General features: G+C 67.5%; 8 protein-coding genes. 3 read left to right on the top strand and 5 right to left on the bottom strand.

Annotated elements, in window-relative coordinates; genetic code table 11:
- Positions 1-245: 245 nt before the first annotated feature.
- Positions 246-914: a TIGR00266 family protein gene (locus tag KF833_21930; GenBank protein MBX3747976.1), complete on the bottom strand. Its 669-nt coding sequence runs from the start codon at positions 912-914 to the stop codon at positions 246-248.
- A gap of 119 nt (positions 915-1,033) precedes the next feature.
- On the opposite strand from KF833_21930, the gene KF833_21925 reads away from it, so the two are divergent.
- Positions 1,034-3,364, top strand: coding sequence for a cation:proton antiporter (locus tag KF833_21925; protein ID MBX3747975.1), 2,331 nt, complete (start codon positions 1,034-1,036; stop codon positions 3,362-3,364).
- Between the two features lie 161 nt (positions 3,365-3,525).
- Positions 3,526-5,034 carry a hypothetical protein gene (locus tag KF833_21920; protein MBX3747974.1) on the top strand — a complete coding sequence of 503 codons (1,509 nt, stop codon included), beginning with the start codon at positions 3,526-3,528 and terminating at the stop codon, positions 5,032-5,034.
- A 261-nt stretch (positions 5,035-5,295) separates the two neighbouring features.
- Here KF833_21920 and KF833_21915 read toward each other — a convergent pair whose 3' ends face one another.
- From KF833_21915 to KF833_21900, 4 genes are all read right to left on the bottom strand, one after another.
- A complete protein-coding gene (locus KF833_21915) occupies positions 5,296-6,051 on the bottom strand; it encodes a class I SAM-dependent methyltransferase (GenBank protein MBX3747973.1) in 756 nt (251 codons plus the stop codon).
- Between the two features lie 372 nt (positions 6,052-6,423).
- Positions 6,424-7,275 (bottom strand): CPBP family intramembrane metalloprotease, encoded by an 852-nt coding sequence (locus KF833_21910; protein ID MBX3747972.1) that lies wholly within the window; start codon positions 7,273-7,275, stop codon positions 6,424-6,426.
- Between the two features lie 40 nt (positions 7,276-7,315).
- On the bottom strand, positions 7,316-8,350 hold the full coding sequence (locus KF833_21905; protein ID MBX3747971.1) for a hypothetical protein: 1,035 nt from the start codon (positions 8,348-8,350) through the stop codon (positions 7,316-7,318).
- Between the two features lie 78 nt (positions 8,351-8,428).
- Entirely contained in the window at positions 8,429-12,157 is a 3,729-nt protein-coding gene (locus tag KF833_21900; protein ID MBX3747970.1) for a VCBS repeat-containing protein, read from the bottom strand.
- A gap of 243 nt (positions 12,158-12,400) precedes the next feature.
- Here KF833_21900 and KF833_21895 point away from each other — a divergent pair, with 243 nt between their 5' ends.
- Positions 12,401-15,805, top strand: coding sequence for a hypothetical protein (locus KF833_21895; GenBank protein ID MBX3747969.1), 3,405 nt, complete (start codon positions 12,401-12,403; stop codon positions 15,803-15,805).
- Positions 15,806-15,841: the final 36 nt, after the last annotated feature.

The raw sequence follows: 15,841 nt of genomic DNA, 5'->3' as shown, positions 1-15,841 counted from the left end.
AGTGGATTTGGAGGAGGGGGGAAGGTGGGGGTGGAGAAGAGGCGGGGGGCGGGGAGACGTGCGGATTGGGCGAGGGAGCGAGATTGGCACCGGGTGCGGGCGGGAAACGGAACGGGGCCGGCGAAAAGGACTGAATTATCGTGCATATGCACGAAGTTTGAGTGGATTTGGAGGAGGGGGTAAGTGGGAGGTGGAGTCGAGGCGCGGGGCGGGGAGACGTGGAGAGTGGAGTTTCCGTCAGGGGCTCAGCCGTTGGAGGAACTGGAAGCGCGAAGGCTGGAGCGCTTGAGGGTTTGGAGGAGGACGCGTCCGGGACCGGTGAGGCGGGTCATGAAGAGGCCTTCGCCGGAGAAGAGGACGCGGCGGACGCCGCCGGTCATCTGGATGTTGTAGTCGACGGACTCGGCGAAGGCGGCGAGGTTGCCGGTGCTGACGACGAGCGATTCGCCGGGGGCGAGGTAACGTTCGACGAAGTCGCCGGAGCCATGGACGAGGACGAGGCCGGAGCCGGAGATCTTCTGGAGGAAGAGTCCGGCCCCGCCGAAGAGGGCGGCACCGGCGCGGCGGGCAATGGTGACATCGATATGGACCTGGGCGCCGAAGGCGGCGAGGAAGGAGCCTCGGGTGGTGAGGACGCCTCCATCGGCGAGGTCCCAGGGGATGATCTTGCCGGGGGCGTTGGCGCTGAGGGTGACGCGCTGGCCGGGGCGGTGGCCTTCGATGTGGGTGAGGGCGAGGCCTTCGCCGGAGAGCATGCGGCGGACGGTTCCGGAGAGGCCGCCGGGGATCTTGAGGCTCCAGCGGACATCGGGGTCAAGGGACATGAGGGAGCCCTTGCTGCCCCAGCAGGCGTCGCCGGGTTCGAGGGTGAGGACGGCGGTCTGGGCGAGGGTGCCTTCGATGGCGTAGTGCATGGTTGAGGGTGGGGTTGAGTGGGATTGAAATCCGGGATGGGAAGGGATCGGAGGGAAAAAGTGCGGGGCAGGGCAATTACCGTTTTGCGGGGTGGAGCGGGGTGGTTACAAGAGGGGCGGTGACGGGGATTCTGTTCATACGGGACCTGGCGGTGGTCATGGTGGCCGCCGGGGCCGCCGCATGGTTCTGCCAGCGGGTGGGGTTGTCGGTGGTGGTGGGGTATCTGGTGGCCGGGGCGGTGGTCGGGCCGCATACGCCGCCGTTCGCGCTGGTGTCGAATGTGGACCGGGTGCAGACACTGGCGCAGGTGGGGTTGGTGTTCCTGGTTTTTGCGATCGGGTTGAACCTGAGTTTCAGCCGGCTGAGACGGCTTGGACTGTCGATCGTGGTGGCCACGGCGGTGGGGGCGATCCTGGTGTTGCTGGGGGCGCGGGTGCTGGTGTTTGCCATGGGGGGCACGGTGGCGCAGGGGTTGTTTCTGGCCGGGATCCTGATGGTGTCGAGTTCGGCGATCATCAGCAAGGTGCTGGACGAGTTGAACGCGACGCACGAGCGGTTCGGGCAGCTGGCGCTGGGGATGACGGTGCTGGAGGACGTGGTGGCGGTGATCATGCTGACGCTGCTGACGTCGCTGATGCAATTCGGCGGGGGCGAAGCGGACGGGAAGGGGTTGCTGCCGACGCTGGGGGGATTGGGGGCTTTTGTGGTGTTGATCGTGCTGGTGGCGCTGCTGTTGGTGCCGAAGCTGCTGGGGCGGCTGAGCGCGGGGGCGCCGGCGGAGATCCGGACGCTGGTGGTGACCGGGCTGCTGTTGAGTCTGGGTTGGCTGGCGTTCGAGATGGGGTATTCGCTGGCGCTGGGGGCGTTCCTCTTGGGGGCGATCATCGGGAGCACCCGGCACAAGGCGGACATTGACGACGTGTTCGAGGGGGTGCGGCACATTTTCGGGGCGGTGTTTTTCGTGGCGGTGGGGATGCTGGTGGATTTCCGGCTGCTGGTGGATGTGTGGCCGATGGTGCTGGGGGTGACGGCGCTGGCGTTGCTGTTGCGACCGCTGGCGTGCGCTCTGGGCCTGATGGCGGTGGGGACGAGCACGCGGGAGGCGGTACCGGCGGCGGTGGCGCTGGTGCCGTTGGGGGAATTCTCGTACATCATCGCGCAACTGGGGACGGAGAGCGGGGCGGTGCCGGCGAGTTTCTTCCCTGTGGCGGTGGGGGCATCGCTCCTGACCTCGCTGGCGGCGCCGGTGTTGATGCGGAGGGCGGAGCCTCTGGCGGATTGGGTATTGCGGGTGGAACCGCCGGCGATGCGGGCGTGGGTGGGGTTGTACCGGGACTGGCTGTACCGGTTGAGGGGGCGGTCGAACGCAAACCTCCTGTGGCAGCTCACGCGCAAGCGGCTGGTCCAGGTGGGGCTGTCCATGCTGGTGGTCTCGGCGGTGATCCTGGTGGCGAATCCGTTGTATGACCGGGTGCGAGGGGTCTTGGGGGACGACTGGCTGTTCCCGATGGGGGTGGGGGTGGTGTACTGGTCGCTGCTCGGGCTGGTGGTGCTGGCGCCGACGATCGCGATCTGGAGGAGTGTTTCGGCGCTGGCGATGATGCTGGCGGAGGGGGCGACGCAGGGGGGGGTGCGGGAGCGGCGGATGCGGCCGGTGCTGGAGTTCACGTTGCGGACGGTTGGCTTCTTTCTGCTGGGGGCATGGCTGCTGGCTTTGCTGCCGTCGGGTCAGGCGGTGGCGGGCGTGGTATTGCTGGTGGTGCTGTTCCTTTCCGTGGTGGCGTTCATCCTGCGGCGGCGGCTGGCGCGGTGGCAGAGCCGGCTGGAGGTCGAGTTGCTGCAGCAGCTCAAGCGGGCGAGCCATGCGACCGCCACCTCGGCGTGGTCGGCGGAGCTGGTGAAGCCGTCGAACGACTGGGAATTGGAGATCGACGAGGTGACGCTGCCACGCGACTCGGCGCACGGGGGCAAGGCGATCGGGAAGTTTGCGCTGCGGAAGGAGTACGGGTGCTCGATCGTGGGCATCGACCGGCAGGGATTCGGGATCGTGAATCCGGGTGCGGACACCATTCTGTACCCGCGGGACAAGCTCCTGGTGCTTGGGGCTCCGGAGCAACTGGCGAAGGCCGCCCGGATGCTGGGAGCCTCGGCATCTTCGGCGGAGGGCCCGACGGGATTCGATGAGCTCACCATGGAGATGGTGGTGGTGCCGCGCGGTTCGAGGCTGCTGGAACGGACGCTCATCGAGTTGGACCTGATCCGGCAGGCGGGTGTGCAGTTGGGCGGGATCCGGCGGAACGGGCAGAGCAATCTGGCGCCATCGGGGAGAGACACCCTGTTGGCGGGAGACGAGTTGCTGGTTCTTGGGACCTCGGAGCAGATCAAGCGGTTCCGGGCCTGGATCGTGCCGGACGAGCCGGTGATGGAGGCGACGGAGGGGAACGAGTGATGAGCGTTTCCTTGGAAGGCGCTTCCTTGGAGCCTGGGCCCTGCCGAGGGGTTGACCCTGTTCGACAACCCGGGGATGCAAGGTCCGGCCTGACCGGGTTGAGTCGGGGCTTGCGCGGGGGGGTGGGGTTTCGATAGCCAAGGCGGGTCATTCCCCTGCGCATGGAACCGATCATTGCCGCCGCCGAAGTCGCGGCCAGCACCCGCTGGCCCTTTGTGGTCCTGCTGGTGAGCGTGACGTTCGTGATCGTGGCGATCACCAAGCTGCGGCTGCATCCGTTTTTTGCGCTGATCTTCGCGGCGTTCCTGGCGGGTTTCCTGTCGGAGCCGTTTTCGGGTGCGGTATTGGGAAAGCTGTCGGCGGGGGCGCGTGCGTCGGCGGAGGGGAATCAGTGGCTGGCGACGGTGGAGTTGACGATGGTCGAATTCGGGAACACGGCGGCGGCGATTTCGATCTCGATCGGGTTGGCGGCGATCATCGGGATGGCGCTGATGGAGAGCGGGGCGGCGGACAAGGTGGTGCGGCGGTTCCTGGCGTTCTTCGGGGAGAAGAGGGCGGGGGCGGCGTTGTTGTGGAGCACCTACTTCCTGTCGATCCCGATCTTTTTCGACACGATGTTCATGCTGATGGTGCCGCTGGCGAGGGCGTTGCGGCTGCGGACGGGGAAGGATTACACGCTGTACCTGCTGTGCATCTGCTGCGGCGGGGTGATCACCCATTCCCTGACCGTGCCGCATCCGGGTCCGCTGGCGATGGTGGACAATCTGAAGCTCGACGTGGGGATGTCGCTGATCTGGGGGATCGTGGCGGGGATACTGCCGTGCGGGGTGGGGTATTACGTGGCGAAGTGGATCAACCGGAGGGTGGATATTCCGTTGCGGGAAACGCGGGGTGCGAGTCTGGCGGATCTGGAGGGGATATCGCGGAAGCCGGAAACCGAGCTGCCTTCGTTTTTCTGGGCGATTCTGCCGGTGATCCTGCCGATCCTGCTGATCAGCGTGTCGTCGGTGTTCGTGCTGATCCGGGGGAGTTACCCGGGGGTGGTGGCGGCGATGGGCGGGCCGGAGGCGTTCGCGGCGATCCACCGATGGGTGACGTTCATCGGGAACAAGAACATTGCGCTGTTCATCGGGGCGTTCCTGGCGTTGGGGGTGCTGGCGCGGCAGCGGGGAATGGGATTCAAGAAGATCGAGTCGCTGATCGGGCCGCCGATCGAGACGGCGGGGGTGATCATCCTGATCACCAGTGCGGGCGGGGCGTTCGGGCTGATGCTGCGCAACGCGGGGGTGGGTGACGCCATCAAGGCGGCGGCCGGAGGGTACGACATCAATCTGCTGGTATTGTGCTGGGCCGTGGCGGCGGTGATCCGGATCGCCCAGGGTTCGGCGACGGTGGCGATGCTGACGACCTCGGCGATGGTGCTGCCGATGGTGGATCCGGCGGCGGGGGCGGTGTTGCCGTACCACACGGTGTACGTGTTCCTCGCGGTGGGATTCGGGGCGTTTGCCTGTTCCTGGATGAACGACAGCGGGTTCTGGGTGGTGAACCGGCTGAGCGGGATGACCGAGGTGGAGACCCTGCGGAGCTGGACGGTGATGCTGACCGTGGTGTCGGTGGCGGGGATGCTGATGACGGTGTTGATGGCGAAGTTGCTGCCGCTGGCGGGATGAACTTCGCGAGGTGGAGCGGGGGGCTGGTGGGGGCTGGTGGGATGAGGACTCGCGAAGCTCGTCCCTCCGGAGTGAAGCGGGAGAGGTGAGATCGGAGGGCCGAGGTCGATGAGGCTGCAGGGGAGTGGAGTGATGGAATGAGGACTCGCGGAGCTCGTCCCTCCGGAACTTCGGAGTGAGGTTGCGGATCTTCCCTCCGGAGCCGGCCAAGAGCCTGTCTGAAAACTGGAAGGGGCCCTGTTGTCGCGGAAAAGGCCGGCTCTAAGGTGCCGGGGTTTTGCGGAAGAGGATGAGGTGCTGCCAGGGGAGTTCCCGTCGGGTTTCGACCCATTCGAGCGGATGGAGTTCGGCTTCCCGGCGGACCTGGGCCTCGGTCATTTTGTGAAGGGGTTTGATGGGGACGGAGGCCTGTTCGCCGCGGAACTCGACGAAGGCGACGCGTCCGCCGGGTTTGAGGGCGCGGGTGATGGCGGCGAGCATTTCGTAGGGATGATCGAATTCATGGTACACATCGACCATGAGGGCGAGATCGACGGAGGCTTCGGGGAGGGCGGGATCGGTCGTGGAACCGAGGATGCCCACCACATTGGTCACGCCGCGGGCGTGCATGTTGGTGGCGAGGAGTTGGAGCATCTCGGGCTGGATCTCGACGGCATACACTCTTCCGGTCGGGCCGACCTGGCGGGCGAGGCGCCAGGAGTGATAGCCGGTGCCGGCGCCGATATCAGCGACGATGTGACCGGGCTTCACGGGGAGGATGGAGTGGAGGAGATCGGGGCGTTCCTCGTCGATGCGTTCCGGACGTTCGAGCCAGGGGGCGCCGAGGTGGCCCATGACGCGGGCGATTTCGCGGCCCATGAAGAACCGGCCGGTGCCGTCGAGGCTGGGTGCGCGCTGTTCGTAGGCGGGGCGGGCCGGGGATTCGGGGGCGTCGGCGCCGGTTGGAAGGGGGAGAGCGAGTGCGGCGAGGACGGGGAGCAGGGGCGGCAAGGGGCGGGAGGCGATGTTCGGGCGCATGGAGGGGAAGACAGTACGCCGGGGCCGGGGAGAGGGCCAGCCGGGGGGGGGCTAATTCAATATCAATAAGGCCGGCATCCTGTTGTTGACCACGGCTCGCCTAGAATGAACCTGGCAAGATGGTGTTGATGTGGATGACCTGCCATCCGCTGGTCCCAGCGGCCCGATGGGATTCATGAGCATGAGGGGGGGGTACCGGGCAGAAGTGGCGTCAACAATGAACAATAAAATGCCTGACCTACTATCTGGAATGACCTACTATCTGGAAGCTTGGCCCGCTATCGCACCGACTTACCTGCGGGCTGACCACAAGTGCGAAGGATGGATGGCTTGGGGGAGTGCCGGGAAATGGCGATGCGCCCGAGGCTGGGATCAGCCGCCGAGGAGTTCGGGGAAGTGTTCGGCCAGCAGGGGAAGGAGGGCGAAGGTGGTGGCGTTGAAGAAGCCGTGGGCGAGGACGGCATCCCAGATGGAGCGGTGGAAGAGCATGATGGCGCCGAGGCCGATGCCGAGGAGGGTGGTGGCGGCGACGCCGACGGGTCCCTGGGCGGTGTGGCCGAGACCGAAGAGGAGGGCGACGGGAATCAGGGCGAGCCAGGGACCGAAGCGACCTCCGAAGGCGCGGGGGAGCGCCTTGGCCAGGAGGGCGAGCATGCCGGCACGCCAGAGTTCCTCGCGGAACCCGGCAAGGACGAAGCTGACGATGGTCAGCATCACGGCGAGGTACCAGGGATTTCGGAGGGCGGAGACATCGACCATGGATTCGATCTGGGGGCGAAGGCCACCGAGGGATTCCGGGGCACTTCCTGAAAGGAAGCGCCAGAGGAGGAGGGAGCCGACGAGGAACAGGCCGACGCCGAAACGGAGGGCGATGGACCAGGCGAGTCCCCGGGGGAGTGGCCACCAACCGCCGCGCCAGCGCAGGAGCAGTTCGTCGAGGCGAAGGCGGCCGAGGAGGACGCAGACCGCGAAGGCGATGGTGAAGAGCGTGAGTTCCCAGGCGGAGAGCAGGAGGACCCCCCGGACGGTGGGTGGAAGGATGGCACTGTCGTGGGTGGTGCGTCCGGCTCCGAGGATGGCGGGGACCAGGACGTAGAGAGCGAGGATGCCGAGGGCCACGGCCAGGCGGGCCAACCCGACGCCGTGGTGGGGACTGGGAGACAGTACCGGCGACAGGGTGGCGTCGGGCATTCGCGGCGGCACCGGGTCCGAAGGCGGATTCATGGCCGTGGAGGCGAGGTCGGAGGACGATCGGACGGGCGATTCACTGGAACGGCGAGCCGGGGATGCGGCTGACGACGGCCCGCGCCTCCTCGTGGCTGGTGACCGGGGACGGGAGTTCAACCAGGGCCCATTTCATGGGGAACTCGTAGGTGCGGCGGGAACGGAGGCGGGCCTCCGGGCTGAGGGGCTGGAGTTCGGTGCGGCGCCGGTCCCAGGTGATGGTGGCGGTGTTGCCGCCCTCGGAGTACACGGCGGTGGAAAAGGTGGGGAAGTGGATCACGAAGAGCGAGCGACCGAGCGCGTAGGCGAGCCATTGTTCGGTGCCATCGGTTCCGAGTTGAGTGAAATCGCCCCCGGTACGGGCCACCAGCACGCCGTCGAGGATGCGAACATCGGGGGATTCGGGCTGGACCCCGTCGTAGCGGTATCCGCGGTCGGTGTCGCGTCGGATGGACCAACCGGCGGGGAAGCGGCTTTGAGGGTGGACGGGGAGGAGGGCGAAGCCGCCCGGTTGGCAGGCGATGCGATGCCAGAGGCAGTAGGCCGAGTCGCGGTCGGCGGTGTTCTTCATGCGATGGACGAACCCGAGGTCGCCGGTGGCGGGGTCGAAGACGATGTCCTTCTCGAGTTCGACCCGGACGCTCCTGTCCTCGGGGGCGCGAAGCTGGAGGGAGTAGGGGCGGCGCGAGGTCCAGGACCAGGGGCCGACAGAGAGTTCGGGAAGGGAGGGGATGGCTTCGACCTCGGGGCCGATGGCGCATTGGAAGCCGCCGGGTTCGAAGCCGGAGCCGACGGTGGCCAGGGTGGATCCGGTGAGGCTGGGATCGAGCCAGAGAAGGTTGTCGTCGCGAAAGCCGTAGAAGAGGACGCGTCCGCCCACGGACGGGGCGACGATGGCGCGAGGGAGGGCGTCGCGGGACTCGATACGGAGGACGTCCGTCCAGCCTTGGAACCCGGCGCGGGCCACACCCCGGGCGGTGGAAGGGGCGCGCTGGGCGGAGGCACTGGCGGTGGCGATGAGAATCAACAGGGCGGCGATCCGGAGGGATCGGAGCGGGAAAGGCTTGGGCTTCATGTCGGGACGGGACCGGACGGCATCGTTGACGGCCGAGTGAAGCGTCGTCCGGGGTGGGTGCCAAGTCGTTAGCGTGCTTCAGCGTCCGGTGGACCAGGGGACGACAAGGCGGGTGGAGCCGGCCGGGATCGGGACGCTTTCCGTTCGCCCGAGGGGCCAGCGGATCTCGAGGGAGTCTGGAGTGGAAGGGGTGGCGAGGAGGAGGGTGGAACCGTCCTGGGACCCGTAGCCGCCGCCCACGCGTCGTTCCTGGACGGGGCCGAGGCGACCGTCGGCGAAGCGGATGCGGACGGTGGCACCGATGGCTTCCGGGTTGGTGGGCGGGCCTTCCAGGCGGACGCGAAGTCCGGGTTGCCCACGGGTGTTGCGGAACAGCCGGGTTGGGCCGCGATGCTGGGCGATGGCGATGTCGGGGCGGCCATCGTCGTCGAAGTCGGCCACGGCCACTCCACGACCTTCGCCGAGGACCTGGATGCCGCTGAGGGCCGGGGGTTGGGCGGTGAAGCCGCCCTGGCCGTCGCCCTGGAGGAGGACGCCTGCGCCGGCATCGTGACGGCTCTCGGCGGGGCTGGTGCCGAAGAGGTTTTGGGCGAGGACGAGGTCGAGGTTGCCGTCGCCATCGAAGTCGCCGACGCCGATGCCGAAGACGGGGGCGAACTGGGCTTCGAGGGGGAGGGGACGGATTTCGAAGTGATCGCCGCGATGGAGGAGGAGGACGGAGTCGGCGGTGGCGGCCTCGACGTGGCGCATGGGCGGGAGTCCGGCGAGGAGGAGGTCGCTGGCGGAGGCCTCGGCGAAGGCGGCGAAGGTGGGGAAGCTGGGAATCAGGGCGGGAAACGATCGGGAGAGGGCATTGAGATCGCGGGTGGGGACGTGGCGGTGGCGGAGGGGATCGACGTGGGATTCGAGGAGGGCAAGGGGGCCGCCGGGTTCGAGTTCGCCATGGGCGAGGCGGATGGGTTGGTGGAGGTAGGGTTGGCGGGAGGTGTTGCGGCCGAGGTTGCCGGCCACGAGGTCGAGGCGGCCGTCGTTGTCGAAATCGCCCGAGGCGACGCTGTTCCACCAGCCGGTCAGATCGGCGAGCGTGGCGGGGAGGAAAGGGCCGAGGTTCCCGACGAGGCGCGGGTTCCATTCGCGGAAGGCGCCTTCGGTCCAGCGGAAGATCCGGATGGCTCCCCATTCGCAGGCGAGCACGAGCAGCGGGCGGCCGTTGCCATCGAGATCGGTGAAGAGGGCGTCGCTAACCATGCCGACACGGGAGAAGGTGCGGGTCGCTTCAGGATCTTCGCGGAAGACCGTGCCATCGTGGCGGAGGTAGGTGGCGTCGGCGGGTTCCGGGTAGCGGGCGCGGTTGACGCGGCCGCCGACGAAGAGATCGAGGTGCCCGTCCCCATCGGGATCGCCGAGTGTCATGGGGCCCGCGCTGCTGCGGGACCGGGCGAGCCGGGTGTCGAGTTGACCGGTGGTGAGGGAGAGGTGATGGACGGCGGGGGCGACGGGTTCGGCGGTTTCGTAGTGGGAATGGCCGAGGAGCAGGGCGCGTTCGGCGGGATGGGGGCGCCAGCCGAGGACGGTATTGAGATCGCGGTCGAGGGGGGTCTCGAACAGGCGGGAGCGCTGGGGGACAAAGCCGCCGGCTCCATCGTTGCGGAAGACACCGAGGCGGCCGCCACGTCCGGCCCCGACGAGGAGATCGTCCCGGCCATCGCCGTTGAAGTCGAACCAGGCGAGGGAGGGTCCGAGATCGCTCAGGCGCCGGGGCAGGAGCGGTTGGAGGGCGAAGTCATCGAACGGCTGGTCCACGTGCAGGTGTCCGAGGCGGTCGGTGGCGTCGGTGAAGAGCGGGGGCGGCCGTGAGGGAACCGGGGTGCGGTTCGATGGCGCGGGGGCGGGCGGCTGGCGGATTTCGTAGAGGTATTGGGGGGGCGCGGTATCGAGGGTGGAGCGTTCCCCTCCGGGCCAGGTGACCTCGATGCGGGCGGGCTGCCGGGTGGGCCCTGCGGCGAAGGTGCGGCTGCCTTCGTCGTGGGAGACGTAGCGACCGCCGGCGACGATTTCCTGGGATTGAACGGGGAGCCCGGGGATATGGATGGACACCCGTGCGCCGATGGCGCGGGTGTTGGGGGGGCGGCCGAGCAGGCGGACGGCGATGCGGGGCCGGGTCGATTCGTTGCGATAGAGGAGGGGGCCGTCGTTGAGGCAGTTGATGACGACGTCGAGGTCGCCGTCGAGGTCGAGGTCGGCGAGGGCCATGCCGTGGGAAATGCGGCGGGAATCGAAGCCCCACTCCGCGCTGCGATCCTCGAAGGTGAGGTCGCCACGATTGCGGAAGGCGAGGTTGGGGGTGTCGAGGCGTGGGAAGAGGCGACGGAGTCGGAGTTGCTCGCGTGGAGGGAGGGGGCGTTGGCGTTGGCGCGCGTCGAGGTCGCGGGCGACGTCGGCATTCATGGCGTCGCGCCAGTGCCCGGTGGTGACGAGGAGATCCTCGTAACCATCGAGATCGACATCGAGGAAGACGGGGGACCAGGACCATTCGGAGGCGGCGAGGCCGGCCAGGCGTGCGATTTCGGCGAAGGTGCCGTCGCCGCGGGAGCGGAACAGGGTGTTGCGTGAGGACTGGGGGGGGCCGGCGACCCGGGCGAGGGAGGGAGCGAACGAGGTGGCGTCGAGGACCTGGACCTGACGGCGGGCATGGTCGCGACTGAGCATGTCCACGACCAGGAAATCGTCATGGCCGTCGCGGTCGAGGTCGGCGAAGTCCACGCCCATCGAGAACAGGCTGGTCTGGGCGAGGACCGAGGGATCGGCGGCATGGAAGCGGCCTGAACCGTCGTTGAGCCAGAGCCGGTCGGGAGAATGGAAATCGTTGCAGACGAAGAGATCGGGGGCGCCGTTGCCGGTGAGATCGCGGAACATGGCGGCAAGGCCCCAGTCGTAGGGGACTTCGGCCGGTTGACCGTTGGCGTCGAGGAAGGCGCCTTCGGTCCAGGGAACCGCGGCGAAGCGACCGTTGCCGAGGTTGCGATAGAGGACATCCGCCTGGCCGTTTTCGAGAATGCCGGAGGCCTGGTCGAAGACGTAACGGCCGCGGAGATCCTCGGCGTCGGCGGGGCGGCCGTTGACGGTGAGGAGGCGACGGACGCCCTGGGTGACCCCGACGGTGAATTCGATGCCGGGCAGGTCGCGCATGGTGTCGTTGCGGTAGTTCACCGCGTAGAGGTCGATCCAGCCGTCGCCGTCGATGTCGGCGAGGGCGAGGGTTGCCGTCCCGGCGGTGGACCGGAGGCCGGCCGCGTCGGTCGCCTCGCGGAAGTTGCCCCGGCCATCGTTGAGGAACAGGCGGACACCGCGTCCGATGCCGGCGACGAGGAGATCGAGGGAACCGTCGCCATCGACATCGGCGAAGGCGGCACCGGTCGAGGCCTGGTCGGCGCAGGCGACTCCCGCGCGGGCTGTGATGTCCTCGAAGCGCCAGTTGCCGAGGTTGCGGTAGAGGGCATTGGGGGCGTCGAGACCGCAGAAGTAGAGGTCGGCGAGGCCGTCGCCATCGATGTCGCCGAGGGCGACGCCCGAGCCGTTGAGGAAGACCTGGTTGGTGAGGGAACGTTCCTCGGAGAGACGGTTGGTGAAGAGGATGCCGGCGGCGGCGGCATGGAGGAGGGTGAAGCCCGAACGTTCGGCGCTGGCTTGGGGGAGGGGGATGCGGCGATGGGAGGGAAACGATTCCCAGGGGATCGGGGCAGCTGGGGCGACCTGGGCCTGAACGAGGGACAGGATGAGGAAGAGGAGGGCGGGGCGCGATGGCATGGGAACGGCGGGCGGAGGTTGCCGTGCCGGGAGGGAGGGGTCGAGACCGGGGCCGCAATAGGACCGAAACTTCATGCATATGCACGAAGTTTCAGGCTATTTTCAGGCGGATGGCGGGAAGGTCCGGCGCCGTCCCTGGGGGGCAGGAACCGGTTGACGAGCACAAATTCACGTCCGGGCGCAGGAATGCATTGACGGTTACGGACGTGATCGGTAGGGACATCGGGTCACCTAACCAACTTCATGAACCGAATTGCCCGCGGCGCCATTGTGTCCGCGTGGGTTTGGGCGGCAGTCTTGCTGGCCGCCCCGAATCTGACCCACGCGCAGACTCCCACCGTTGTTTTCGAAGACGACTTTTCGTCGAACACCATCGATCCGGCGAAGTACCAGCCGGACGCGCCGTTTTTTGAGGGCGGGTTGGGGGATATCCGGGCGGAGGCCGGGGACGGGGTGATGCGGTTTGTGGGGACGACAACGCAGCAATGGTGGTCGGGGTCCACGCTGCGGATCGTGCCGACCTTTACGGCGACGCCGGAGACGCCGGTGACGATTTCGATCGACCGGGTGGCGGAGGCGGGGGTGGGAACGGCGTCGCGGAGCGCCTTGTGGATTCTGGACGAGACGCAGACGCAGTATGTGCTTTTTGCGGATGTGCGGGCGGAAGGGGGCTGGCGGTTCAACCGGAAGATCGGGGAGGACGGCGACGTGCCGACGGGGAGCGGGACGGACATCGCGGCGTTCAACGGGGGCGATTTCGACAACGGGGGATTGCACCGGATGCAGATGGTGGCGGACGGGCAGACGGTGAAGCTGTTTCTGAACGGGGTACAGGGGGCGGAAGTGCGGTTCCCGTTCTCGAGGGTGGTGTTCCATTTCGGGAGCTATGCGCGGGCCAACGAAGACACGGCGGATACCACGTGGGACAACCTGCGGATCGAGACCATTGTGGCGCCGCCGCCGCCGCCGCTGTTCGAGGACGATTTTTCGTCGAACACCATCGATCCGGCGAAGTACCAGCCGGACGCGCCGTTCTTCGAGGGCGGGTTGGGGGATATCCGGGCGGAAGCGGGGGATGGAGTGATCCGGTTCGTGGGAACGACGACCCAGCAATGGTGGTCGGGGTCCACGCTGCGGATCGTGCCGACGTTTGCGCCTTCCGAATCGGAGATTGTGACGATTTCGATCGACCGGGTGGCGGAAGCCGGGGTGGGCACGGCCTCACGGAGCGCGTTGTGGATCATGGATGAAACGCAGACGCATTACGTGCTGTTCGCGGATGTGCGGGCCGAGGGCGGCTGGCGGTACAACCGGAAGATCGGGGAGGATGGCGACGTCCCGACGGGGAGCGGGACGGACATCGCGGCCTTCAACGGGGGGGATTATGACAATGGCGGCCTGCACCGGATGAGCATGGTGGCGGATGGGAAGACGGTGAAGCTGCTGCTCAACGGTGTGCAGGGGGCGGAGGTGCGGTTTCCGTTCTCGCCGGTGGTCTTCCATTTCGGGAGTTATGCACGGGCCAACGGGGACACGGCGGACACCACGTGGGACAATCTTCTGATCGAATCCTCGGGTCTGGCGACCTTCGGGAGTACCGAAGCGAGCGTGCGGGAGGGGCAGTTGGGTTCCGAGGTGACGGTACGGATTCCACAGGGGTTGAATTCGCAGTCCGCGGTCCAGGTGCGGGTGGTGAGCAGCAATCCGGCGGTGGCGGTGCCGGAAGGCGGGACCGGCGGAAGTCTGACCCTGAACTTCCCGGCCGGGGGCGCGAACACGGCGACCTTCCGGGTCCGGGGTCTGGCGCTGGGCGGGGCGCAATTCTCGATTGAGGGCGCCATCGCGGGCGGCAACCGGCTGGCCGTGGCGGTCATTTCGGGACCGGGCGTTCAGTTGGAGGAGACGTTCACCGGGACGACCCTCGACGCCACCAAGTGGCAGGTGTCGGAACAGGGATTCGAGGCCGGGACCGGATCGTACTTTGTCACGCAGACCGGCGGGGTGCTGGACATCCAGGGGACGACGGAGACGGACTTCTGGGCGGGAGCGTCGGTGAAGACGGTGAACAGCTTCGTGGCCACGCGCGACCTGAACCTGGTGTTCGAGGTGGACCGGGTGGCCACCGATCAGGGCGGCACGGCGGTGCGGTCCGGGGTGTACATCACCACGGCGGACCGGTCGCGTTACGTGTTCTTCGGGCAGAACGTGGGCGAGAACAACTGGCAGGTGAACGTGAACCCCGGGAATCCGACCGGGGGCGGGACCACGCTGGGGATGTTTTCGGAGGACACCGATTGGGGCAATCGCAAGCTGCGCCTGGTGGCCGACGGGCGGACGGTGGAGGTGTTCCTGAACGGGGTGTCCGGCGGGCGGTTCCCCTTCGAGGTGACCACCGGGATCCACTTCGAACTGGGCGTGTACGGCCGCGCCTCGGGCGATTACGGCTACGGCCAGTTCGACAATGTCCGCATTGAGAATGTGCTGCCGTGCACCACGGTGTCGCCGGCGTACACCTCGATGAATGTCGGTCAGTCGGGCCGGCAGGCGACGGTGACGATTCCCCAGCTCCTGAACGATGCGGCGCCGGTGACCGTGACGATCACCAGCCGGAATCCGGCGGTGGCAGCTCCGGCGGGGGCGGTGAACGGCGTGCTCACGCTGAACTTTGCGGCAGGGGCGGCCAACTCGCAGACCTTCGGGATCGGGGGCTTGAGCCAGGGTTCCACGGTATTCGACATCGCCACCAGTCCGGCGACCTGTGTGGCGGGCACGATGGTGGTCGATGTGGTGGCGGTGCCGCAGGTGCTGCTGACCGACGACTTCACCGGGAGCGCGATTGACACCTCGAAGTGGGTGGTCGATGACACGGCGCTCGACACCGGACTGGCGACGGAAGATTCACGTGTCTTCCTGGAGGGCGGCCTGGCGAGGTTCGAGGTGACGGCGGAGCTTTCGCTGTGGCCCGGATTGTCGCTGTTCACGGCCAACACCTACTCGGCGGCATTGACCACCCCGCTGATCTTCGAGATCGACCGCGTCTTCGTGGGCTTCGTCCTGACCACGGGCACGGGGGCGGAACAGCGGACCGGCATCTGGATCCGCGAGCCGGGTGGCGCCTCGATCTTCTTCAACGACTACCTGGCGCATGACGGCCGGAATTACGGGTGGCGGTACAATCAATCGATCGGGGCTGCCAACGACGATCCTTCCGGGCCCGGGGTGAACATCGCCGCCTTCGACGGCGGGACCTTCGATGACCGGGGGAACCATCGGATGCGCCTGGTGGCCAATGGCGCCACGGTGAAACTGTACCTGGACGACGTGTTTGGGGCGGAGGTTCCCTTCCCGTTCTCGCAGGGCCTGTCCCTCGGCTTCGGGGCGTATGTGGATGAGACGGGCAATGTGGTCCGGGGCCACTTCGACAATGCCCGGGTCCTGGGTGGCGAGGACCTCACGCCTCCCGCGGTGCTCAGCGCCACGGTGCAGGGAGCGAATGTGGTGGTGACCTGGACCGGGGCGGGCCGGTTGCAGCAGTCGGATGCGGTGGGGCCCGCGGCGAACTGGCAGGATGTGACGCCGGCGCCGGCCGGCAACAGCCACAGTACGCCTGCGACCGGGGCGGCACGGTACTTCCGGGTCGTGCAGTAACCCCCGGATCTTCGAAAGCGATCACCCCCCTTGAGC

The organism is Verrucomicrobiia bacterium, assembly GCA_019634625.1.
Taxonomy (GTDB): domain Bacteria; phylum Verrucomicrobiota; class Verrucomicrobiia; order Limisphaerales; family CAIMTB01; genus CAIMTB01.
This window is presented reverse-complemented; position numbering and strand designations above follow the sequence as displayed.